The organism is Chondromyces apiculatus DSM 436 (assembly GCF_000601485.1).
In the GTDB taxonomy this organism is placed as follows: domain Bacteria; phylum Myxococcota_A; class Polyangia; order Polyangiales; family Polyangiaceae; genus Chondromyces; species Chondromyces apiculatus.
The window spans coordinates 118664-138774 of sequence record NZ_ASRX01000018.1; the positions used below are offsets into that span (position 1 = coordinate 118664).

Annotated in this window: 21 protein-coding genes; 12 read left to right on the forward strand and 9 right to left on the reverse strand. The window is 70.1% G+C overall.

The window, feature by feature from the left end; genetic code table 11:
• Positions 1–3 precede the first annotated feature (3 nt).
• A complete protein-coding gene (locus CAP_RS44535; RefSeq protein WP_052375123.1) occupies positions 4–897 on the reverse strand; it encodes a PAS domain S-box protein in 894 nt (297 codons plus the stop codon).
• A 247-nt stretch (positions 898–1144) separates the two neighbouring features.
• Here CAP_RS44535 and CAP_RS13720 point away from each other — a divergent pair, with 247 nt between their 5' ends.
• A complete protein-coding gene (locus CAP_RS13720; RefSeq protein WP_156040769.1) occupies positions 1145–2386 on the forward strand; it encodes a proprotein convertase P-domain-containing protein in 1242 nt (413 codons plus the stop codon).
• A 121-nt stretch (positions 2387–2507) separates the two neighbouring features.
• Here CAP_RS13720 and CAP_RS44540 read toward each other — a convergent pair whose 3' ends face one another.
• Positions 2508–3437 carry a serine protease gene (locus CAP_RS44540; protein WP_052375127.1) on the reverse strand — a complete coding sequence of 310 codons (930 nt, stop codon included), beginning with the start codon at positions 3435–3437 and terminating at the stop codon, positions 2508–2510.
• Positions 3438–3667: 230 nt separating this feature from the next.
• Here CAP_RS44540 and CAP_RS52270 point away from each other — a divergent pair, with 230 nt between their 5' ends.
• Complete coding sequence (locus CAP_RS52270) at positions 3668–4330, forward strand: RICIN domain-containing protein (RefSeq protein ID WP_044240757.1); 663 nt, start codon at positions 3668–3670, stop codon at positions 4328–4330.
• Between the two features lie 77 nt (positions 4331–4407).
• Here CAP_RS52270 and CAP_RS13735 read toward each other — a convergent pair whose 3' ends face one another.
• The 3 genes from CAP_RS13735 to CAP_RS13745 all read right to left on the reverse strand — a co-directional run bounded on the left by CAP_RS13735 (position 4408) and on the right by CAP_RS13745 (position 7547).
• Complete coding sequence (locus CAP_RS13735; protein WP_044240759.1) at positions 4408–5031, reverse strand: hypothetical protein; 624 nt, start codon at positions 5029–5031, stop codon at positions 4408–4410.
• 60 nt (positions 5032–5091) lie between these two features.
• Positions 5092–6216 carry a DEAD/DEAH box helicase family protein gene (locus CAP_RS13740; protein WP_044240761.1) on the reverse strand — a complete coding sequence of 375 codons (1125 nt, stop codon included), beginning with the start codon at positions 6214–6216 and terminating at the stop codon, positions 5092–5094.
• A gap of 164 nt (positions 6217–6380) precedes the next feature.
• Entirely contained in the window at positions 6381–7547 is a 1167-nt protein-coding gene (locus CAP_RS13745) for a hypothetical protein (RefSeq protein ID WP_044240763.1), read from the reverse strand.
• Positions 7548–8078: 531 nt separating this feature from the next.
• Between CAP_RS13745 and CAP_RS13750 the strand changes: the two genes are divergently transcribed.
• Entirely contained in the window at positions 8079–8639 is a 561-nt protein-coding gene (locus CAP_RS13750; protein ID WP_044240857.1) for a DUF6022 family protein, read from the forward strand.
• 67 nt (positions 8640–8706) lie between these two features.
• On the opposite strand, the gene CAP_RS44545 is transcribed toward CAP_RS13750, so the two are convergent.
• From CAP_RS44545 to CAP_RS13765, 3 genes are all read right to left on the reverse strand, one after another.
• Complete coding sequence (locus CAP_RS44545) at positions 8707–9537, reverse strand: head GIN domain-containing protein (protein ID WP_052375129.1); 831 nt, start codon at positions 9535–9537, stop codon at positions 8707–8709.
• Positions 9538–9634: 97 nt separating this feature from the next.
• Complete coding sequence (locus tag CAP_RS13760) at positions 9635–9820, reverse strand: hypothetical protein (RefSeq protein ID WP_156040770.1); 186 nt, start codon at positions 9818–9820, stop codon at positions 9635–9637.
• 668 nt (positions 9821–10488) lie between these two features.
• Positions 10489–11403, reverse strand: coding sequence for a LysR family transcriptional regulator (locus CAP_RS13765; protein WP_044240767.1), 915 nt, complete (start codon positions 11401–11403; stop codon positions 10489–10491).
• A gap of 241 nt (positions 11404–11644) precedes the next feature.
• Between CAP_RS13765 and CAP_RS13770 the strand changes: the two genes are divergently transcribed.
• From CAP_RS13770 to CAP_RS13800, 7 genes are all read left to right on the forward strand, one after another.
• The gene (locus tag CAP_RS13770; RefSeq protein WP_231511450.1) at positions 11645–12655 is read left to right on the forward strand and encodes an N-acyl homoserine lactonase family protein; all 1011 of its coding nucleotides are present in this window, start codon (positions 11645–11647) and stop codon (positions 12653–12655) included.
• A gap of 56 nt (positions 12656–12711) precedes the next feature.
• A complete protein-coding gene (locus tag CAP_RS13775) occupies positions 12712–13392 on the forward strand; it encodes a hypothetical protein (RefSeq protein WP_044240769.1) in 681 nt (226 codons plus the stop codon).
• 53 nt (positions 13393–13445) lie between these two features.
• Positions 13446–14261: an alpha/beta fold hydrolase gene (locus CAP_RS13780; protein WP_044240770.1), complete on the forward strand. Its 816-nt coding sequence runs from the start codon at positions 13446–13448 to the stop codon at positions 14259–14261.
• An 87-nt stretch (positions 14262–14348) separates the two neighbouring features.
• Complete coding sequence (locus CAP_RS13785) at positions 14349–15131, forward strand: hypothetical protein (RefSeq protein WP_044240771.1); 783 nt, start codon at positions 14349–14351, stop codon at positions 15129–15131.
• Entirely contained in the window at positions 15131–15916 is a 786-nt protein-coding gene (locus tag CAP_RS13790) for an N-acetylmuramoyl-L-alanine amidase family protein (protein WP_044240772.1), read from the forward strand. The genes CAP_RS13785 and CAP_RS13790 overlap by 1 nt, the downstream gene beginning before the upstream one ends.
• A 69-nt stretch (positions 15917–15985) precedes the next feature.
• Positions 15986–16750: an N-acetylmuramoyl-L-alanine amidase gene (locus tag CAP_RS13795; RefSeq protein ID WP_044240773.1), complete on the forward strand. Its 765-nt coding sequence runs from the start codon at positions 15986–15988 to the stop codon at positions 16748–16750.
• A gap of 84 nt (positions 16751–16834) precedes the next feature.
• Positions 16835–17623, forward strand: coding sequence for a TetR/AcrR family transcriptional regulator (locus CAP_RS13800; protein ID WP_052375133.1), 789 nt, complete (start codon positions 16835–16837; stop codon positions 17621–17623).
• A gap of 52 nt (positions 17624–17675) precedes the next feature.
• Here CAP_RS13800 and CAP_RS13805 read toward each other — a convergent pair whose 3' ends face one another.
• Complete coding sequence (locus CAP_RS13805) at positions 17676–18428, reverse strand: glucose 1-dehydrogenase (RefSeq protein WP_044240775.1); 753 nt, start codon at positions 18426–18428, stop codon at positions 17676–17678.
• 154 nt (positions 18429–18582) lie between these two features.
• Between CAP_RS13805 and CAP_RS13810 the strand changes: the two genes are divergently transcribed.
• Positions 18583–19500 (forward strand): LysR family transcriptional regulator, encoded by a 918-nt coding sequence (locus CAP_RS13810; RefSeq protein WP_044240776.1) that lies wholly within the window; start codon positions 18583–18585, stop codon positions 19498–19500.
• A 249-nt stretch (positions 19501–19749) separates the two neighbouring features.
• Positions 19750–20109 carry a BPSL0067 family protein gene (locus CAP_RS13815; protein ID WP_044240777.1) on the forward strand — a complete coding sequence of 120 codons (360 nt, stop codon included), beginning with the start codon at positions 19750–19752 and terminating at the stop codon, positions 20107–20109.
• Positions 20110–20111: the final 2 nt, after the last annotated feature.

The following is a 20111-nucleotide window of genomic DNA, read 5'->3' on the forward strand; positions in this document are numbered from 1 at the left end:
CGCTCATGGCTCGCGGCGCCCCGTGCCGACGATCCGCATTCCCAGGCGCCCGAGCACCTCGCGCAGGCCTGCGGCCAGGGTGGCGCTGGTGGCCACGCCGGCCAGGTCGATCCCCAGGGTGACGAGGGTCTGCGCGGTGGCGGGCTTCACGCCCGTGAGCAGGGTCGTCGCGCCGAGGAGGCGGGTGGCGGACACCAGGCGTAACAGGTGGGCGGCGGCGGGGGCGTCGAGGGTCGCCGCGCCGGTGATGTCGAGCAGGACGGCGTGGGCGCCGCGGGTGGCGACCTCGTCGAGGAGACGGCTGGACAGGTCGTCGATGCGCCGCGGATCCAGCTCGCCCACGAGGGGGGCGACGAGGATGCCCTCCCAGAGCTGGATGACCGGCGCGACCAGGGCGCGGATCTCCTGGGCCTGGCGGTCGATGAGGTCGCGGGCGCTGGAGATGGCGTCCACCTGGGCGGTCAGGGCGGCGTTGGCGCGGGTGAGCGCTGCGGTGCGCTCCTCGATGCGGGCTTCCAGCTCGGCGAGGAGGGCGTCGTGCGCGGCCTCGACGCGCTTGCGGTCGCTGATGTCGCGCACGATGCCGATGAGGAGCTCCTCGCCGTCGATCAGCGTGCTGCGGGAGCTGATCTCGACGGGGAAGTGCGTGCCGTCCTTGCGGACGTGCACCGTCTCGAAGAGGACGCCCTCGGTGCGCGCGGTGGAGAGCTGGCGGGAGACCTCGCTCGCGGTGACGGCGGGGCGCAGGTCGCGGACGTGGCGGGAGAGCAGCTCGTCGCGGGTGAAGCCGTAGGTGCGCAGGGCGGCGTCGTTCACGTCGATGATGCTGCCGTCGGGCGCGGTGATCAGGATCACGTCGCGCGCGTACTCGAAGAGCATGTCGTAGCGGCGGTACATCCAGTGCAGCCTTTCCCCAGGGGTCCTTCACCAACGTACAACACCGCATGCCGTCCGGGCGGGGTGTAGGCGGGGTGTGGGCGGGGTGTAGGCGGGGTGTGGGCGGGGTGTGGGCGGGGTGTGGGCGGGGTGTGGGCGGGGTGTGGACGGGGTGTGTCGAAGCGGGGCGGTGACCATGGCGTGACGACGAGGAGGCGCGTGCGGCTTGGAGCAGATCTCGACGGGCGGGTCGGGTAAAGGCAAGCGCATGAGACAAACTGTCGCTGCGGGTCTGCTGGTTCTCCTCGCTTCTGCCTGTGCGCCGCTGGAGGTCGATGAGGTCGATGGGGGCGATCCGCTCGACCAGGGGGTCTCGGAGGGTGTCTCCGAGGCGGAGCAGGGCCTCGGGGCGTGCGGGGGGGGCGTGCCGGCGGAGGGGTCGATCGAGGCGCTCGGGATGCTCGATTTCCTCAACAGCGCGGCGGCGACGCTGGCGGTGCTCGATGACCAGGTGGCGCTGGATGCGCGGGCCGCGGCGGGGCTGGTGAACCACCGCAATGGGCCGGACGGGGTGCTCGGCACCGCGGACGACCAGCCCTTCACCTCCGTCGCAGGGGTGGACGCGATTGCCTACGTGAATGCCGCGGCCATCCTCGATCTGGTGGACCATGCCCGGGCCACGTGGTGGATCCCGCTCGCGGATGGGGATTGCCTGGGCACGTTCGAGGGGGTGACCTTCACGGCGGCCGAGGGGCGGCGCGCGCTCGCGCTGGTGAACCAGGCCAGCGCGGCGCGGCTCGGCGGCACCGTGGGCCTGACCAACCAGGCGGTGAATGGCATCCTCGGCGGGCGGGTGCTCTCCGACCTGCCGGCGCTCGCGCGGGTGCCCTACGTGGGGCCGCAGTCGATGATGAACATCCGCTCGGCCCTGATCAACGCGGTGCCCGGGGATCTCTGCGCGGGGACCGTGGAGTGCGGCGCCGGGCTGCACTGCGTGGGGATTCCGCACGACGGGTCCAGCTCCCAGGGGCGGTGTCGCGACCTGACGCCCATCCCTGGCGAGGGGTACTCGTGCGACACCACGGCCTGCGGCTCGGGGCTGTTCTGCTCCAGCTACTTCAGTTGCCTGCCGGGCTGGATGGCGGACTCGCTGACCAACCCGACCGACGTCACCATCCCGGCCTTCACCTCGGCGCCGGTGGAGTCCAGCGTCATCGTGCAGGGGCAGGCGACGGTGCCCGTGGATCTCGAGGTGGTCGTGGCGATCGACCACCCGAACATGCACGCGCTGCGCCTCCGGCTGGTGGATCCGAACGGGACCGAGGCCTTGCTGTGGGACGGGCCGGCGTCGCCGGGGCAGACGTTCCAGAGCCACCTGGAGGTGACGAATGGCATCTCGCGCGACGACATGGTGAATGGCCGGTGGCGGCTGCTCATCGACAATGCGGCAGGCGCGCAGGTGGGCCTCCTGCGGCAATGGACGCTGAACCTGACGAGCCGCTGGGACTGACACCCGGGGGCATCCAGACACCAGCCGGGGCGATCACGTCGGTGGGACCGCCCCGATCGCCCTGGAACTCATCTCGCTTGGATTGATGCGAACATGCTGAATTGACGCCTCGAGCGGGCGCTCACAAGGCGTTCTGCTGTATCCAGCTCACATAGTTGCCCACGCGGGTGTAGACGCCGGGACGGTTCTGCTGGCCGCATCCGTACCCCCAGCTCGTGATCCCCAGCAACTGGCTCCTGGTCTCATCGACGAGGGGACCGCCGCTGTCGCCCTGGCACGTGTCCTTGCCCCCCTCGGCCAACCCCGCACAGATCATGTTGTTGTTGACCGACGAAGAACCATAGATCGATTGGCAGGTCGTCCGGCCGATGATGGGGACATCGACATGCATGAGGTTGACCGAGCTCGGGCCTCCCTGGCTCGTCGCCCCCCAACCGGCGACCCAGACCAGGGCTCCAGAGGCCGGATCGCTCCCCTGAGCGGGCAGCGAGACGGGTGTCACGTTCGCGGCGGCGGAGCTGAGGTGTACGAGCGCGATGTCGTTGTCGAGCGTCCAGGAGTCGTAACCTTCATGGATGATGATCTTGCTCGAGGATTTGATGAGGCTCCCGGACTGTTGCAGACTCCCGTGGTAGGCGACGAGGGCTCGCACGCCTTTAACGCAATGGGCCGCCGTGATCAGCGTGCGCGCGTTGTAAAATACGGCGCCACACATGTGGAAAGTGGGATTGAAGCTGGCGCGCAACGAAGCCATGTAGGGGTATTGCCCAGCAATGGCCGGGGAGCCGCCGATGATGTTGTTGATTGATTCCTCTGGCAGCGGGAGGGGCACGGCTCCGTTCTCGGGTTCCTCGTCCATCAGCGCGCCGTCGTCGCTGACCGCATCGAGATCATCGACAGCGCCGCCGCACCCTGCAATCAGCAGAGATCCGGCGAGCGTCGAGAGTATCGCGCTCGTGAGGGGGAAGAGGCGCCTGGGGTTGGATTGCATCATCGCTGTCTCTCCTGTCGGGTTCGGGTTCGGGTTCGGGTTCGGGTTCGCGCCGAACATCCGCGACTTGAATGGAGCAGAGTGCTTACCATGAACGGCGCTTCGATGCGGCAGCGCCACCAGAGGTAGCGACACTGGGACGCATGCGAGGGACCATGAGGCCCTCGTGGATGATCCTGGCTCGCTGTCTCCGAAGCGCCTGTCAATCCCTGACGAACGGGGCTGCCCGGCATACATGTCTCTGGCGCCTACCGCGCACCTGTCCACGTCCGAGACCTCCTGGAGGAACCATGCTCTCTCTCTTTCGAAGCGATGATCGCCCCCTGCTCCGATTCGCCGTTCCCGCGCTCGCCGCTGCGGCCACCAGCTTCTGCCCCGCCGCGCCCGCCCACGCGGGCTCGCTGGCATCACCGCCCGGAAACGGCACCTACATGATCAAGGCGCTGCACTCGGGCAAATGCCTCGCCGTCAAGAACGCCAGCACCAGCGACGGAGCGCCGATCCAGCAGTTCCCTTGCGATCCCCAGAACGCCAGCCAGCGCTTCACGTTGACCACGGTCGGCCAGACGAACGTCATCCTCTTCGGGGTCACGTACACCATCCCGCTCTTCACGCTCACGACGTTCACCGGAAAATGCGCCGCCATGAGGGTGAACTTCGTCTCGTCTCTGGGAGAGAAGTTCTGGTATGCGATGGGCAATTACGTCGAACAGCAGACCTGCCTCCCAGATCTGCCGCGCTACCAGAAATTCTTCTGGGCGCCGGCACAGCACCCCTGGGAAGGCATGACCATTCGGTCTCCGAACGACGGCACCGCCCTCAGCTCGCATCTTTGTCTGCACATCCAGAGCGCCAGCTCCGACAGCGGAGCAGGACCCCTCCTCGACAGTTGCAACTTGTCCGGAACCGGCTCGAAGAACGACTCCTTCGTCTTCATGCCGGTCTCACCCTGAGGGAACCCCGGGACGGCTCCGGCATCACCGGGCTGGGGTCGAGCCTCCAGGGCTGAGGCGCCCTCCGCGCGCCTGGATCAGCGGGGGCGCAGCGGCGGGAGGGCGCGCCGGGCGCGGTCGAAGAGCGGGGTGCGCCGGCCCTCGTGGTTGTAGCTCCAGGCGTAGAGGATGCCCGCGATCGCCGAGACGGGGCAGAGGATGCCGAAGAGGTACACGAGGAAGAACTTGGGGAGGATCGCGCAGACGAGGACGTGGACGATGATGGCCGGGATGGCCTCCTTGAGAGGCGCGGCATACATCCACCCGATGGGGCCGAAGAAGAACGAGAGCACGCCCGAGGCGAGCAGCGACTTCTTGCCTTCGACCGGGGGAGACTTGGCCTGCAAGCCAGCCGCGCGGAGGGCGAGCTGGGCGCCCGAGGTGAGGCGGTCGACCTCGCCTTCGAGGCGCTCCCGACGCTCCAGCTCCGCGATGGTCTCCGGGCCCGAGCGCGGCCGCGCGGCGCCCCGCACGGTCCACAGGATCTCGCCCTCGTCGTCGGAGTCGAGCTCGACGAGGCGCGCCTTCATCATCTCGTCCATCATGCGGTCGAGCAGGGCGCGCGAGGCCCCGGTGTGGACGAGGAGGTTGGCGCGGGTGAGCGGGATCCGGGTCCGGGTCCACAGATCCAGCACTTTGGCCTCGAACGCCTGCTGCCGCATGGTCCAGAGAGGCTCGCAGAGGGGTCTGGCCCCGTCAATGGCGGTGGCCGGAGGCGGGGGTCAGAGGACGATCGCAGGCTTCTCCCGGAGCATGCTCGTGGTGAGCCGGCCCTTGCCGCTTTCCACCACGCGGCGCTGCTCGTACCAGGGCTTGGCCCGCTCACGGCCGAGCCAGAACATGACGAGCATCGCGGCGGACATCATCACGGCGGCGAATGCGAGGGGGACGTTCAGCATCGGTCGGGAACCGACGGTGAACAGGGAGGGGTCGTCGGGCATGAACACGAGGGGCAGCGTGCGGAGCTCTCCGTCGATCGAGGACTGGTAGGCACTCGGGCTGATCTCGACGACTGCGGTGTGCTCCGCGCCGTCCACGTCCCGGTAGCGGATGGTGGCGTCGTGGCGGGTGTGGCCGGGGCCCTCGTGCGCGCGGTAGGAGACGTCGGTGCGGATCACCTCGGCCTCGATGGCGCGGCCCGTGAAGGTGAGGGCGTGGTAGGTGCGGAGGAAGCCGAGGTGGAGCACGGCGAAGGCGGCGGAGAGCGCGAGGGCGGCGACGCCGTACCAGCGGGCCCAGTGTCCGTGGCTTTTGCCGCGCCCGCCGACGGTGACGCGCAGGGCCTCGGTGAGGCCGGCACGGACGAGGGGGATCGAGGGCGAGCCGCCGCGGTAGACGCCCTCGTTGCGCCCGGGCTGCCGCGTGGAGAGCACGCCGTCGACGCGCGCGAGCTCGCCGGTGACGAGGGTCGCCACGCGCTCGCGCTGGGTGCCCTCGAAGCGGCGCACTTCCAGGGCGTCGCTGTAGATCACCCGCTCGTCGGGGAGCACCCGCACGGCGTCTCCGCTGGAGAGGCGGAGGGTGAAGGGGTGGGTGACGAGGTCGCGGGAGTCCTCCTTCCACTCGTACTCCCACGCCTTGTTCTTCCACTCGCGGCCCGTCTCCCGGAGGGTGAGGGTGAGGGCAGGCGTGTCGTCGTCGGTCTCCACGATACCGTACAGGCTGATCGGGCCGGGATCGAGCGGGGGGAGGCTGGACTCGGCAGCGCGGGCGCGGGCCTCGGCGCGGCGGTGGGCAAACCAGCGCGCGATGGCGAAGAGGACAGTCCCGCCGAGCACCACACCCGTGAGGCCGTACACGACCAGGGTGTCGGCGCTGAAGGGGGACCACTGGCTGACGTCCGGCATGGGAGGAGATTTTCCCTTCCGCATTCCCCGCAGGCAAGGCGGTGGTTCGGGGAAAGCACGACGGCGGCTGGAAGGCGGCCAGTCTGCAGATGCGGGACGGAACGGGCAGCGTGGTGCTCTGCGTGGCTGGCCTGCGGGGCAGTGTCCTTCCCGCCGCCCTCCGGTCAGGGCGCGGCGGGTGCGGCGGGTGCGGCGGGTGCGGCGGGTGCGGCGGGCGCGGCGGGGGAGACGTTGTCGGCAAGCTTGCCCGTGCCCTCCTCCATCACGCGGTGTTGCTCGTACCAGGGCGTCTTCTGGCGGCGCTGGTGCCGGAACATCAACAGCACGAAGGCGCTGAACACGCACACGCTCAGGGCCCCGAAGCGCGACAGTCCTGGCTCGGTCCCCGGCACGTGTACGGAGGGGAATGCTGGCGCGACCAGGAATGGCATCCACCTGAGCTCTCCGCGGACCACCGCGTTGTAGGCGTCGAGGCTGACTTCGTCGGACGCTGCCTGCATCTGGCCGCGTTCATCCTTGTAGCTGACCTTGACGATGTAGTGCGACTGCAGCTCCTTCTCGGAGGTCGTGGTGTAGCTGTGGTGCCCGACCACGTCCGCGTCGACGACGTGACCCGTGAAGGTCAGCAGGTGGTATTCGTGACAGATGCCGAGGTGAATGGCAGCCAGGGCGATGCCCAGGTAGAGCGCTGCGCTCCTGTACCACCGCGCCCAGATCTGGTGCCTGTCCGCGAGCCCCCCCACGACCACCTGCAGCCGCTCGGTGAGCCCGGCGCGCACCTCGGGGAGCGGGGCCTCGCCCGCGCGGTACACGCCCGCGCTCCGCTCCGTGGGCCTCTTCGACAGCACCCCGTCGACGCGGGCTCGCTCGCCGTGGATGAGGGTCGCCTTTCGCTCGCGCGTGGTGGCGTTGAAGAGGCTCGCTTCCAGGGTGTCGACGTAGATCACCTTGTCGTCGGGGAGCACGCGCACGGCCTCGCCACTGGAGAGGCGGAGCGTGAACGGCTGGGTGGTGAGCTTCCGCTCGCTCTCCTTCCACGCGTGGTGCCAGGAGTTCTTCGACTGCCACTCGCTGCCCGCTTCCAGGAGGGTGAGGGTGAGGGCAGGCGTCTCGTCGTCGGTCTCCACGGTGCCGCAGAGAGAGATTGATCCCGGCTCGAGCGACGGCTCACGGCTCTCGGCAGCGCGCGCCAGGGCCTCGGCGCGGCGATGGGCGATCCAGCGGTACACCGCGAAGAGGAAGAGGCCCCCGAGGCCGAGCCCCCCGATGCCGTACACGATCAGCACGGCCAGGGGACCGACCCAGGTGCTCCACGGCGTGGGTTCCAGCATGGTTCGATCTTCGCCGCGCCACCTCGTGCATGCAAGCCACGCCGGGTGGCCGCGGAAGACGCACGCGGCTCGTGCGGCATCGGGTGCAGTCCACGCCACGCGCTCGGCCGGCGCCGCGGAGACCCTCCCCGCCCATGCCTACCCATAGCGACATGAAGGTATGGGCACAGGGTTCTTTCGCTGTCACGCCCGCGGGCCGCACCGCCATGAAGACGCGGCGCCGTGGCCTGCCCATAGCAACTCCTGGGCCTATGTAATTTCGTCGTCCGGCGGCACGGAGCCTCCACAGCACGACAAAAGCCCTTCATGGATGCCCTGTGGGCGTCGAATTCGCTCGACGTTGGGAGCGCGGTTGCTCATCCTCCCGACCCCCTCGACCGGCGCCCGGATTGCGCTGGACGATGGTCGAGGGCGGGGGTGTGCCTGCGGCGTGTCTGAAGAGACGTGCAGCGCGACAGGAGCGGGGCCACGGCCGGGAAAGGCCTTGAGCCAGACCGTGAATGGCGGGCTGCTGCAATGAAGGAGGCGTCCATGGAATCGAACGCGATGGGACTCACGGGGAGCGAGAAGAGCGACGTTCAGGCGCTGGGACGCGCCATCGAGCGCCATGTCGAGGAGAGCTGGGCAGCCTTGCTCGATACCCACCAGGACAGGCTGGGGTACGTGTACGAACGGTCCGGAGACCAGGCCTATGGCGTGTACGCGGACCTCTTGTTCAAGCCGGTGCACCAGGCGCTGAGGCAGGCCGGGCTGCGGGCCACGCCGAAGCTCCCGGGTGAGTTCGACATCTCGCGGGAGTGGGGCAACGCGGACGAGAGCGACCAGCAACGCTGGATGTGGAGCACCATCCGGCCGGCGAAGGGGGCGCAGGACGAGGCGCCTCTCGGCACCATCGTCACCATCCTCTTCCACGACCACACCCGGTTCCGGCTGCCGCGGCGGCCGCAGGTCCTCGCCCTCGTGGAAGTCGGCAAGGAGGCGGTCGCGGAGGCCCTGTCGCGCCGCTCCGACGAGTTCCGCAAGGCGCTGGAGTTCAGCGTCGCGTATGCGGAGTACCTGAAGCACGAGGCAGAGGCGGCGGCGAAGGCGTAGCGCTCCTGCCGGACGGCGCCGCAGAGCGTACCCCCGGAGCGCCAGGCCACCCGCCTTCCTCGGTGCGTCAGTCGAAGGTGATGTCGCCCGAGCCGGAGGAGCTGCCGTGGCGCTCGGGCGGCGAGCCGGCCACGTGGATGTCCCCCGAGCCCGAGATCCTGGCGCGCGCCGAGCGGTGGGCGGTGAGGCGCACGCTGGCCGAGCCGCTGACGGTGATCTCGGCGCTCTCCGCGGAGAGCGCAATGGCCTCGATGTCACCGCTGCCCGAGGTGGCGACCCGGAGGTGCGCCGTGCGGCCTCCGAGCGTGATGTCTCCCGAGCCGCTGGTGCTCAGATCCACCCGCTGGGCGTCGAGGCGCGCCACCCGGATCTCGCCCGAGCCGCTCAGATCAAGGGTGAGGGCGTCGCTCTGCAGCGAGGCGATGTCCACGTTGCCCGAGCCGCTCAGGGCCACCTCGGCGAGGTGCGGCGAGGCGCCCGTGACCCTGGCCTCGGCCGAGCCGTGCACGCGCAGGCGCGCCATGTCCGGGGTGGTGACGTCCACGCGACAGGGCACCTTCGGAGAGATGCCGAGGACCCTGTCGTCCACGTCGATGACCAGCTCCTCGCCGCGGAGGTCGGTGCGGATGAGGGGCACGAGGTTGTCGTCGCACCGGACGACCACCGAGATCCTGGGATCGATGGTGACGTGGGCGTCGATACTCCCCTCCAGGGTGATGGCGCGAAACGCGGGGGTGTGGACGCCGCCGATGGACCTGGCCTGGACCGCGGGGATCCCGCTCCCCTGGGTGATGCACGCCGGAGCGCAGAGCATCAGGGAGAGGCCGGCGAGGCGCACAGCCCAGGGATGGAGGGAGGGCCGCTCAGCGCGGGAGAGAGGACGAGGGGAAGCGGTCATGGGCAGAAAAACTCCAGGAGGGCTGCGGGCGACGCGGCAGGTGCTCACTCTCCCTTCGCACGATGCACCCTGTTTCTTTCAAGGCGCCGTTCTTTTTTCACGGCCAGAAGCGGGTGCTCTGGGCAAGCATGCCCCTGCCCCGCGCCACGATGCGTGACTGCTCGTACCAGGGCTTCGCGCGGTCGCGCAGCAGCCAGAACACGAGCAGGGCAACCCCCGAGGCCACGACCACCCCGAACGCCTGGAAGCGCGGCAGCAGCGGCCGGGTCCCGGCGTTGTGCACGGCGGGGTTCCTCGGTGAGACCAGAAAAGGCAGCGTCTTCGTGTTGCCGTAGGTCACCGCGTGGTGGGCGCTCTCGTGGATCTCGCCGGAGGCCTCCCACGTCTTGCCGCCCGCGCCCTTGTAGCGGACCTGGACCGCGCGGTGCGTGCGCTGGCCTCCCCTGTCGCGCGTGGTGTAGGTGATCGAGGAGGCGCGCCTCCAGGGTGTCGATGTAGATCACCTTCGCGTCGGGGATGACCCGCACGCCCTGGCCGCTGGAGAGGCGGAGGGTGAACGGGCGGGTCACGAGCCAGCGCGTGCTCTCCTTCCACTCGTGATGCCACACCTCTTTCTGCAGCCACTCGCGGCCCATCTCCTGGATCGTGAGGGTGAACGCGGGCGTGTCGTCGTCGGTCTCCACGGCGCCGTGGAGGGCGATGGGGCCCCCCTTGAGCGGCGGCAGGCTGGACTCGGCCGCGCGCGCCAGGATCTCGGCGCGGCGGTGGGTGAGCCAGCGATGCACCACGAAGACCAGGTGGCCGCCGAGGACGAGCCCACCGAGGCCGTAGACGATCACCTGGGCCAGGAGACCGGCGAAGACGCCCTGCGGGGTGAACTCGATTTCCACCGGCTGATCTTCGCCACCCTGCTCCGGGAGACAAGCCGCTTCAGCGCCGGGCGCGGAGCGATCAGCAGGCGGTGGCGGCGAGGAGCGCAGGGACGCGCGCTGCGAGCGCGTCGATGGCCGTGCGCACCTTCGAGGTCAGGTGCCGTGTCTGCGGCCAGACGGCGTGGATGTCGCAGCCGAGGCCCTTCTCCCGGGCGAGCACCCGCACCAGCGTGCCCTCCCGGAGGCGATCGGCGACCAGCCAGCAGGGCAGCCAGGCGATGCCCGCCCCCGCCAGCGTGGCGTCGGCGATCACCTCCAGGTCGTCGAAGCGGATGCGGCTCTTGATGGCGGTGGTGCGCTCGCGCCCCCCGGCGTCGGCGAAGCGCCATTGCACGATCCCCGAGTCGCGCCCGTAAGCGATGTTCTGGTGCAGGTCGAGATCGGCGAGGGTGGTCGGGGTGCCACGCTCGGCGAGGTACGAGGGCGCGGCGCAGACCACCATCACCTGGGTGCCCAGCCGCCGCGACATGAGGCCCGCGCTGCTGGCGAGAGGACCGACACGCACGGCGAGGTCGATGCCGTCCTCCACGAGGTCGATGACCCGGTCGGTGAGCGATACCTCCAGCTCGAGCTGCGGGTGGTGCCGCGCCAGGTCGAGCAGGATGGGGGCCACGCAGCGACGCCCGAAGAGCGCGGGGACGCTCACCCTGAGCTTCCCGGAGGGCGCGCGCCGCCCCGAGTCCAGGGCCGCCTCGGCCGCCTCCAGCTCGGCCAGGGCGCGGGCGCAGCGCTCGTAGAAGCCCTGCCCATCGTCGGTGAGGCTCTGGCTGCGGGTGGTGCGGTGGAAGAGCCGCACGCCGAGCTGCTCCTCCAGCCGGGCAATGCTCTTGCCCACGGCGGACCGCGACAGGCCCATGCGCTGGGCGGCGAGGGCGAAGCTCCCGGCCTCGGCAGCCTGGACGAAGGTGACGACCCCGCTCAACCGATCATGCACGGCGCCCTCCTCCGACAGGGCCCGGAGCCCGTCGCGATTGGTTCCACCCTCTCTACACTGAGGGGACATCTTGCCGCCACCAGGGACCGGGCCTCCACAGTAGGGTTCCTGCATCTGCGGACGACATCTGCGGACGACATCTGCGGATGACATCTGCGGACGACATCTGCGGACGACATCTGCGACCGCGCCTCTCGATGGCTGCCGGATGACGGCCAGCGAGGCTGTGAAGCGAGGACCCATGACCTCTCTCGAACGGTGGTTGACTGCCCTCTCTCTCGTGCTCCTGTCCGCCTGCGGGAGCGGCACCCCGGCGCCTTCGTCGGAGCCTGGGCCCGCGCCGGAGGCTGCACCCGCGTCAGGCGCCGCGGCGCAGGCGACGGCAGCGCAGCCGGCAGGGGCGGCAGGGGCGGCAGGGGCGGCAGGGGCGGCAGCGCAAGCAGGGCCAGGGGCGACCACAGGAGGGCCTGCGCAGGGTGAGGCGGCCGCCGCCTCGGTGCGGCTCTACGCGCTCGACTGCGGCCGCGCCGACATCCAGGACATGACGTACTTCGGCGACGACGGCGGCCCGAGGACGCTGGTCGCGACCTGCTACGTCGTCCGCCACCCGCGCGGCACCATGCTCTGGGACACGGGCGTGGGCGACGAGATCGCGAAGAGCAAGGACGGCGTCCTCGTGGACAGGAAGGTGGGCATCCGGTTCAGCCTGCAGACGCCGCTGCGCGACCTGCTCGGGCAGCTCGGGATCACCCCCGCCGACGTACAGTACGTGGCCTTTTCGCACATGCACGTCGACCACGCGGGCAACGCCAACATGTTCCCCGGCGCGACCTGGATCGTGAACCGGCGCGAGCTCGACTGGGCGACCAAGGAGCCGGCGCCCGCGGGGTACAACCCGGCGCAGTACACCTCCTACCGCTCCGTGAAGACGAAGCTCCTCGACGGCGAGGCGGACGTCTTCGGCGACGGCGCGGTGACCATCGTCCCCACGCCGGGCCACACCCCTGGCCACCAGAGCCTGGTGCTCAAGCTCCAGCGCGCGGGGACGGTGATCATCTCCGGCGACGCGTGCCACACCCACGGCAACTGGGAGCACCGCCGCACGCCGCCCTTCAACACCGACCGCGCGGAGTCCGTGAAGTCCATGGATCGCCTCGCCGCACGGGTCGGCGCCACCCACGCCCGCTTCCTGGTGCAGCACGAGCCCGACGACCTCGCGAAGCTCCCCCGCTTCCCCGCCTACCTGGACTGAGCTGCCCGCAGGGCCCACCGCCGTCCCACGAGAACGGCCCGTGGTATGAGGCGCCCATGCCCTACCACCTCCGCAGGACCTGCATCGACTGGCACTACGGGGAGGCGACGCCCGCGCTGCAGGCCGTCCTGCGCCGGGCGAACCAGGGCCTCTCGTCGCGTGACCTCACGGCGCAGGCCTTCGCGGAAGGGCTGCGCAAGCTCGCGGCGGAGAGGCCGGACCTCATCGCCGAGGCGCTCGTGGAGGATCGCTCGCGCGTCTACCGGATCTACCGGGCGCGGGGCGGCGCGGTGGCCGCCGCGGAGGTGGACGAGCGCCCCGAGGGGGCCCTCGGGCAGGCCGTGGCGCTGCCCTACCGCGCGATGGCCACCGTGACGCTCGCGCGCGAGGGGGACGAGATCCGCGCCATCCTCGAAGGTGAGAGCCACTTCGACGGCGGCGAGGACGAGGCGTTCGATCTCCCCGTCGACTACGACGACGAGGACGCCATGCGCTTCATCCTGGAGCGGGTGTCGCGGGCCATCGACGAGGGGGACCACCGGTTCGTCGCCGAGGCCGCCATCGCGGGAGGGACCACCGCGCGGTTCCTCGTCGCGCTGCGCCCCGGAGAGGTGTCCGTGCACAAGCTGGTGACGATGACCGAGCCTGCACTCGTCGCCCGCCTCCTCCGCCGCAATTTCGTGGAGGTGCCGCCTCCCGTCCCCGAGGACGGCGAGGGCGAGGGCGAAGAGGCATGAGCCCCGGGCGGCGAGGCTGTACGCGGCTCCGGTGGGGTGTCTAGACTGCGCCCGTGCCGACACTGCACTGCAATGGCGTCGATCTCCACTACGAGGAACGCGGGACGGGCGTCCCCGTCGTGTTCTCCCATGGCCTGCTCTGGAGCGGGCGGATGTACGAGGCGCAGGTCGAGGCGCTCTCCGAAAACGCTGGCGACTCCCGCGGCTACCGCTGCATCGCCTACGACCACCGCGGCCAGGGCCGCAGCCAGACCTCTCCCGTGCCCTACGACATCGAGACCCTCACCGCCGACGCGGAGGCGCTGCTCGCGCGCCTCGGGGCCTCTCCCTGCCACTTCGTCGGCCTCTCCATGGGGGGCTTCGTCGGCCTGCGCCTCGCCCTGCGGCGCCCGGAGCTGCTCCGCTCCCTCACCCTGATCCAGAGCGCCGCCGACGCCGAGCCGCGCTGGAACGTCCCCAAGTACCGCGCCATGGTGCTCTTCGCGCGCCTCGCCGGCTTCGGGCCCCTGGTGCCGGCCGTGATGCGGATCATGTTCGGGCAGACCTTCCTGCGCGACCCCAACCGCGGCGCCATCCGGCAGCGCATGGCCGACGCGCTGGGCGCCCTCGACGTGAACCGGACCGAGGCGGCCCTCGCCACCGTGACCGGGCGCGCCCCGGTCCTCGCAGAGCTGTCGGCCATCCGCACCCCGACCCTCGTGCTCCATGGCACCGAGGACCGCGCCATCGTGCCTGCCCGCGCCGAGCAGACCGCGCGCGCCATCTCCGGGGCCAAGCTGGTGAAGATCCCCCGCGCCGGCCATACCTCGAGCGTCGAGGAGCCCGCGGCCATCACCCGGGCCCTCCGCACCTTCCTCGACAGGCACTGAGCCCCACCACCGGCACACGCGGCACACACGCGGGCTTCCTCGGGTGCCAACGTCGGGGCTAACCTGGCGGCAGTTGGGAGAGCGCTCATGTTCCTGGTTCGAGACACGCAGGTCAGGGCGTTCGAGCAAATCGCGCTGACGGAGTTCGAGGACGAGATGGTGCGCCACTGCCGGGAGTCGTCCCCGCACCGGTGCCGCCTGCTCTCCGAGGCTGCGCTGCGCCGCGCCATCCAGGGCGCCCTGGAGGGAGCCTCGCGTCACGGCTTCACCCACCGCGGGCCGGCGCGGCTCTACGTGGACCTCACCTTCCTGCTCGGGAGCGGCTTCGACAGCGATCCCCAGGTTCCGTGGGCCGCGGAGGCGCTGGGCGAGGCGGGGCTCGGCCAGTCGTACCGGGCCGAGGCGCTCCACCGCGAGGTGTGCGCGTACCTGGAGGAGATCGGCGGGGAGGAGCCGGCGCGCACGCGCAGGTCTCTGGAGCGGCTGGCGGCACTCGCGGGCGGTGAGGGCCTGGCGAGGGCGGGCAGCCTCGCGGAGGACGCCCTGCTGCGCATGGCGGAGATGCACCCGGAGAAGGTGGCCCGGGTCGGCGAGGCGCCGCTGCGGCAGCTCGTGGACCGGGCCGGGGAGCGGGTCGAGGCCGCGTGGGGGGCGCGCGAGCCACGGACGGTGGCGCTCGTGTCGGGGCTGATGTTCGTGTTCGGTCATCGCTGCGACGAGGACCCGGTCCACCCCTGGATCGAGGCGATGCTCGGCGCGCGGGAAGAGCGGGGAGATGCAGAGCCGGGGCGCGTCGCCGGAGAGCTCTGGCGCGTGGCCGCGCTGTGGGGCGACGATGGCGCGGGGGACACGCGCGAGGAACAGCGCTGATGGCGAAGGCAGCGACAGGGACGAAGACGAACGCGCAGGTGCCGGCGAGCCCGTCCTCCGGGCAAGGCTCGAACACGCCCGTGAGTGCCACGCAGCAAGGCTGCCAGGAGAAGCGGGTCATCGTCATCGATCCGGGCCACGGGGGGACCGCGAACGCCGATCGCAGCACCTGGAACAACGCGACCTCGGTGTCCGGGGTGATGGAGAAGGATCTGACCCTCCAGTACGCGCAGAGCCTGAAGCGGCAGCTCGCGAGCGCCGCGGTGAAGCAGATCTTCACCTCCAAGAACTACTGCGACGTGCAGGTGATCCTCACCCGGGAGACCGACGTCAACCTGGCCGCCGCCGACCGCGTGGCCGTGGCGAAGACCAACAAGGCGGACATCTTCTTCAGCATCCATTTCAACGGCGCCGCCGCGGCGAGCGCGCGCGGCACGGAGACGTTCTACCGATCGTCGAGCAATGGGCATCAGACGAACGAGGCAGAGGACAGGGCCCTCGCGAGGTCCGTCAACGCTGCCGCCGTCGCGGCCATCGGCGCCGTCAGCGCCGGCTCCAAGGACCGCGGCGCGAAGGCAGACTCGGCGACGGGGCACGGCTCGCTCTACGTGCTGCGCGACCCGGGCATCGGCCTGAGCGGGGACATGTGCCGGTCGGTGCTGATCGAGGTCGAGTTCATCACCAACACCGCGGTGGATCAGGCGCTGGTGAAAGGCCCCCAGGCCACCGCGAACCGGGACGCGGTGATGCTCGCGGTGGCCAAGGCGCTGGCGAACGCGCTGTGATCGCGTGGCGATGGCTCGACGCGTGGCGATGGCTCGACGCGTGGTGATGGCTTGAAAGGAAGGGCGGCGATGGCGGACCAGAAGAAAGTACCAGCGAGCCCGACCTCCGGGGACAATGCCACGGCGAACGTCAATGCGACGACGCAATCGTGCCAGGAGAAGCGGGTCATCGTCATCGACCCGGGCCACGGGGGGACCGCGGACGAGCAAAGCAGCACCTGGAACAACGCCACGTCCGCGTCCAAGGTCCTGGAGAAAACCTTGACCCTCCAGTATGCCCAGAGCCTGAAGCAGCAGCTCGCGAGCGCCGAGGTGAAGCAGATCTTCACCTCCAAGAACTACTGCGACGTGCAGGTGATCCTCACCCGGGAGACCGACGTCAACCTGTCGGCCGCCGCCCGCCTCGCCGTCGCCACGCAGCACAAGGCGGACATTTTCCTCAGCATTCACTTCAACGGCTTCGACCCGGCGAGCGTGCGCGGAACGGAGACGTTCTACAAGGCGACGAGCAACGGCTATCAGACCAACGAGGCGGAGGACAAGGCGCTCGCGGAGGCGGTCTGCGCGGCCGCCGTCGCCGCCATGAAGGTCTTCGACAGCAAGGCCAGGAACCGGAACGTGAAGGCGGACAAGGACACGGAGCACAAATCGCTCTGGGTGCTGCGCGATCCGGGCGTCGGGCTGAGCGGAGAGATGTGCCGGTCGGCCATGATCGAGATGGAGTTCATCACCAACCCCGTCGCGGACAAGAACCTGGTGAGCGGCCCGAACGCGGCCGCGAACCGGGACGCGGTGATGCTCTCGGTGGCGAAGGCGCTGGCAAAGGCGCTGTGAGCGCGAGCGACGGGATCTGCCGGCTGCGCGGGGCACCGGGGGCGGTTCCTTGACGCTCCTGACCGACCGTGCGACGGGCTAGCCGTGGCGTCGAAGACCAGATCGGCCGGCCAGAGCGGGTCGTTCATCGAGGCTGCCCGGCGCGCGCAGCTCGTGCAGTGCGCGATCGATACCATCGCCTCGGAGGGTTACGCGCAGGCGTCGCTCGCCCACATCGCCGAGCGCGCCGGGATCAGCAAGGGCGTCATCTCCTACCACTTCGCGGGCAAGGACGAGCTCATCGAGCAGGTCCTCACCGAGATCATGACCCTCGCAGTGAAGACGGTCATCCCCGAGGTGGAGGCGCAGCCCACGGCGCGCGACAAGCTGCGCGTGTACATCGAGCGCAACATCGCCTTCGTGGGCGGCTACCCCGCGCACGCGATCACCCTGCTGGAGATCTGGACCGGCATGCGGAGCGCGGAGGGCCAGCAACGCTTCGACGCCCGCTCGTACGAAGCGGGGTTCGAGTACATGAAGGGCATCTTCCGCCAGGGCGAGGAAGAGGGCGACTTCCGGCCGTTCTCCCACCGGGTGATGGCGATGATGCTCCGCGGCGCGATCGACGCGGTGCTGCTGCAGCGGGTCACCTACGGCGACCAGGTGGACCTCGCGGAGTGCGCGCGCGAGATGGTGGCTTTCTTCGACGTAGCCACGCGCGCAGCCACGCACGCGGCTACGCAGGCGGCCACGCGGTCGGAGGCGCTGCGCGCGGGGGGCTCCCGGGCAAAGGTTGCCGTGAAGGGCAAGGCTTCCGGCGGGAGCAAGCCGGATGCGCAGGGCAAGCCGGCGACGCAGGGCAAGCCGGCTCGGGGCGCCAGGACCCCACGCTGACCCTGCGGGCCCTGACGCGGAGCCCTCGCGGGCTCGGAGGCGGGCGGCGCGCTCAGATCTGCGCCATGCCGCCGTCGACGAAGAGCTCGACGCCGTTCACGAAGCTGCTGTCGTCGGAGGCGAGGAACACGGCGGCCCTGGCCACCTCGTCCGGATCGCCGAGGCGGGCAAGGGGGATGGCCGAGGCCATCTGCGCCTTGAACTGGTGGGCCTCCTCGTCGGTCTTTCCCAGCCCGTGCAGCCCTGGGGTGTCGATGGGGCCGGGGCTGAGGGTGTTGACGCGGATCCGGCGGTCCTTGAGGTCAAGGATCCAGTTCCTGGCGAAGCTCCGGATCGCGGCCTTGGTGGCGCCGTAGACGCTGAAGGCGGGACTGCCGGTGCTGCCGGCGGTGGAGCCGGTGAGCAGGATGGAGCCGCCGTCGCGGAGCAGCGGGAGCGCCTTCTGGACCGTGAAGAGGGTGCCCTTGACGTTGACGCCGAAGGTCCTGTCGAAGTGCGCCTCGGTGATGGCGTCGAGGGTGGCGAACTCTCCGCCGCCCGCGTTGGCGAAGAGGATGTCGAGGTGGCCCTTCTCGCGCTTCACCACCTCGTAGAGGTGGTCGAGGTCGGCGAGGTTCGCGACGTCGCTGCGGACGCCGGTCACGTTCGCGCCGATGCTCTTCACCGCGGCGTCCAGCTCGGCCTGGCGGCGGCCGGTGATGAACACGTACGCACCCTCGTCCACGAACCGCTTCGCCGAGGCCAGGCCGATGCCCGTGGTCCCGCCGGTGACGACCGCGACCTTGCCTTCGAGTTTCTTGCTCATGGGTCTGCTCCTTGGAGGCGCGGTGACCACCGCGCGCACTGGAGGCGCGGTGACCACTGCGCCCCTGAGGAGAGTTCTAAGAACGGAACGCCGATGGCTGTAGAGGGCGAAATCAGTACTCTGCGTTCCACCAGATGAACGCCGAGGGTGGCCGATGCGGGACCTGAACGACCTGTTCTTCTTTGCGGAGGTGGTGGCGAACGGGGGGTTCGCGCCGGCGGGGAGGGCGCTCCAGCAGCCGAAATCGAAGCTGAGCCGCAGGGTGGCGCAGCTCGAAGAGAGGCTGGGGGTGCGGCTCATCGAGCGCTCCAGCCGGCGCTTCCGCGTCACGGAGGTGGGGCAGGCCTTCTACGAGCGCTGCCGCGAGGTGATGGCCGAGGTGGCGCAGGCCGAGGCCATCGTCGCCGAGGCGCAGGGGGAGCCGCACGGGCAGGTGAGGTTTAGCTGCCCGACCGGGCTCCTGGAGCTGGTCTCGCGGCCGCTGACGGAGCTGATGACGAAGTACCCGCGGGTGAAGCTGCACGTGGTGGCGACGAACCGGCGGGTGGATCTCATCGAGGAGCGGATCGACGTGGCGCTGCGGGTGCGCACCAGCATCGACACCGACGCGGCGCTGACCATGCGGAACCTGGGGAAGAGCCGGCGCATCCTGGTCGCCAGCCCGCAGCTCGCGCGACGCCTGGGCGACCTGAGGGACGTGGAGGCGCTGGCGTCGGTGACGACGATCAGCTCGACGGAGCTGTCCGGCGAGGTGGTGTGGGACCTGTGCGGGCCGGAGGGGCAAACGCGCTCCGTGCGGCACGCGCCGCGGCTCGCGTGCGCCGACTTCAAGGCGCTGCGCGAGGTGGCCGAGGCCGGGCTGGGGGTGGCGCTGCTGCCGGAGCACGCATGCTGGCTGGCGCTGCGGGAGGGGAAGCTCGTGCGGGTGTTGCCGGAGTGGTACGCGCCGGAGGGCATCGTGCACCTGGTGTTCACCACGCGCCGCGGGCTGCCGCCGGCAGTGCGCGTGTTCATCGACCACCTGACCGAGCGGCTCCGCGACGACAGGCTGCTCGCCACCGGCGAGGAGTGAGGAGCGTCCACGAGATCGCGGCGCGTGCATCCCGCGCGTGGCGGAGAGGTGGAGATGTCGCGACGCACAGCGTCGGGTCGATGCCGTGATCGTGAGGTGTGAACTTCCACCGGCGCGGTGCGCGCGCGTGAGGAAGGTGCTGACAGCGTGCCTCTACGGCGTCAGCGCACGCGTGTGCGCCGCGCGCGCTCGGGTCCGGGTGGTCCGCCCTCGGGCCGTGAGGTAGGTTGGATCGAGGAGACGAAGCTCATGTCGTATCGTATCGAGAATCCCGAGAGCTATCAGGGCAAGGTCGTCGACAACGGCGAGTGTGTCCGGTTCGTGCAGTCCCTGGCGAGGATGCCGCAGACCAAGAACTGGTCTCCCGGGCAGTACGTCAAGACGGCCTCTTACATCGCGCCAGGCACCGTGATCGCCACCTTCGTCGACGGCCATTATCCCAAGGACGACCACGGCAAGCATGCTGCGGTGTACATTCGGCACGACGACTTCGGCATCGACGTCTGGGACCAGTCGGCCGGACACCCCGTGGCCCGCCGGACCATCCGGTACAAGGAAGGCGACCAGTACCGCAGCAACGACGGCGACACGTTCTACGTCGTGGAGTGAGC

Excerpts from the sequence above, each read along its gene's own strand:
- CAP_RS13745 (WP_044240763.1), bottom strand. The coding sequence starts at position 7,547 with ATGCTGGAACCCACGCCGTGGAGCACCTGGGTCGGTCCCCTGGCCGTG.
- CAP_RS13750 (WP_044240857.1), top strand. The coding sequence starts at position 8,079 with ATGGAATCGAACGCGATGGGACTCACGGGGAGCGAGAAGAGCGACGTT.
- CAP_RS13785 (WP_044240771.1), top strand. The coding sequence starts at position 14,349 with ATGTTCCTGGTTCGAGACACGCAGGTCAGGGCGTTCGAGCAAATCGCG.
- CAP_RS13735 (WP_044240759.1), bottom strand. The coding sequence starts at position 5,031 with ATGCGGCAGCAGGCGTTCGAGGCCAAAGTGCTGGATCTGTGGACCCGG.
- CAP_RS13815 (WP_044240777.1), top strand. The coding sequence starts at position 19,750 with ATGTCGTATCGTATCGAGAATCCCGAGAGCTATCAGGGCAAGGTCGTC.
- CAP_RS13775 (WP_044240769.1), top strand. The coding sequence starts at position 12,712 with ATGCCCTACCACCTCCGCAGGACCTGCATCGACTGGCACTACGGGGAG.
- CAP_RS44545 (WP_052375129.1), bottom strand. The coding sequence starts at position 9,537 with ATGACCGCTTCCCCTCGTCCTCTCTCCCGCGCTGAGCGGCCCTCCCTC.
- CAP_RS13770 (WP_231511450.1), top strand. The coding sequence starts at position 11,645 with ATGACCTCTCTCGAACGGTGGTTGACTGCCCTCTCTCTCGTGCTCCTG.
- CAP_RS13805 (WP_044240775.1), bottom strand. The coding sequence starts at position 18,428 with ATGAGCAAGAAACTCGAAGGCAAGGTCGCGGTCGTCACCGGCGGGACC.
- CAP_RS44540 (WP_052375127.1), bottom strand. The coding sequence starts at position 3,437 with ATGTTCGGCGCGAACCCGAACCCGAACCCGAACCCGAACCCGACAGGA.
- CAP_RS44535 (WP_052375123.1), bottom strand. The coding sequence starts at position 897 with ATGTACCGCCGCTACGACATGCTCTTCGAGTACGCGCGCGACGTGATC.
- CAP_RS13810 (WP_044240776.1), top strand. The coding sequence starts at position 18,583 with ATGCGGGACCTGAACGACCTGTTCTTCTTTGCGGAGGTGGTGGCGAAC.
- CAP_RS13740 (WP_044240761.1), bottom strand. The coding sequence starts at position 6,216 with ATGCCGGACGTCAGCCAGTGGTCCCCCTTCAGCGCCGACACCCTGGTC.
- CAP_RS13795 (WP_044240773.1), top strand. The coding sequence starts at position 15,986 with ATGGCGGACCAGAAGAAAGTACCAGCGAGCCCGACCTCCGGGGACAAT.
- CAP_RS13720 (WP_156040769.1), top strand. The coding sequence starts at position 1,145 with ATGAGACAAACTGTCGCTGCGGGTCTGCTGGTTCTCCTCGCTTCTGCC.
- CAP_RS52270 (WP_044240757.1), top strand. The coding sequence starts at position 3,668 with ATGCTCTCTCTCTTTCGAAGCGATGATCGCCCCCTGCTCCGATTCGCC.
- CAP_RS13790 (WP_044240772.1), top strand. The coding sequence starts at position 15,131 with ATGGCGAAGGCAGCGACAGGGACGAAGACGAACGCGCAGGTGCCGGCG.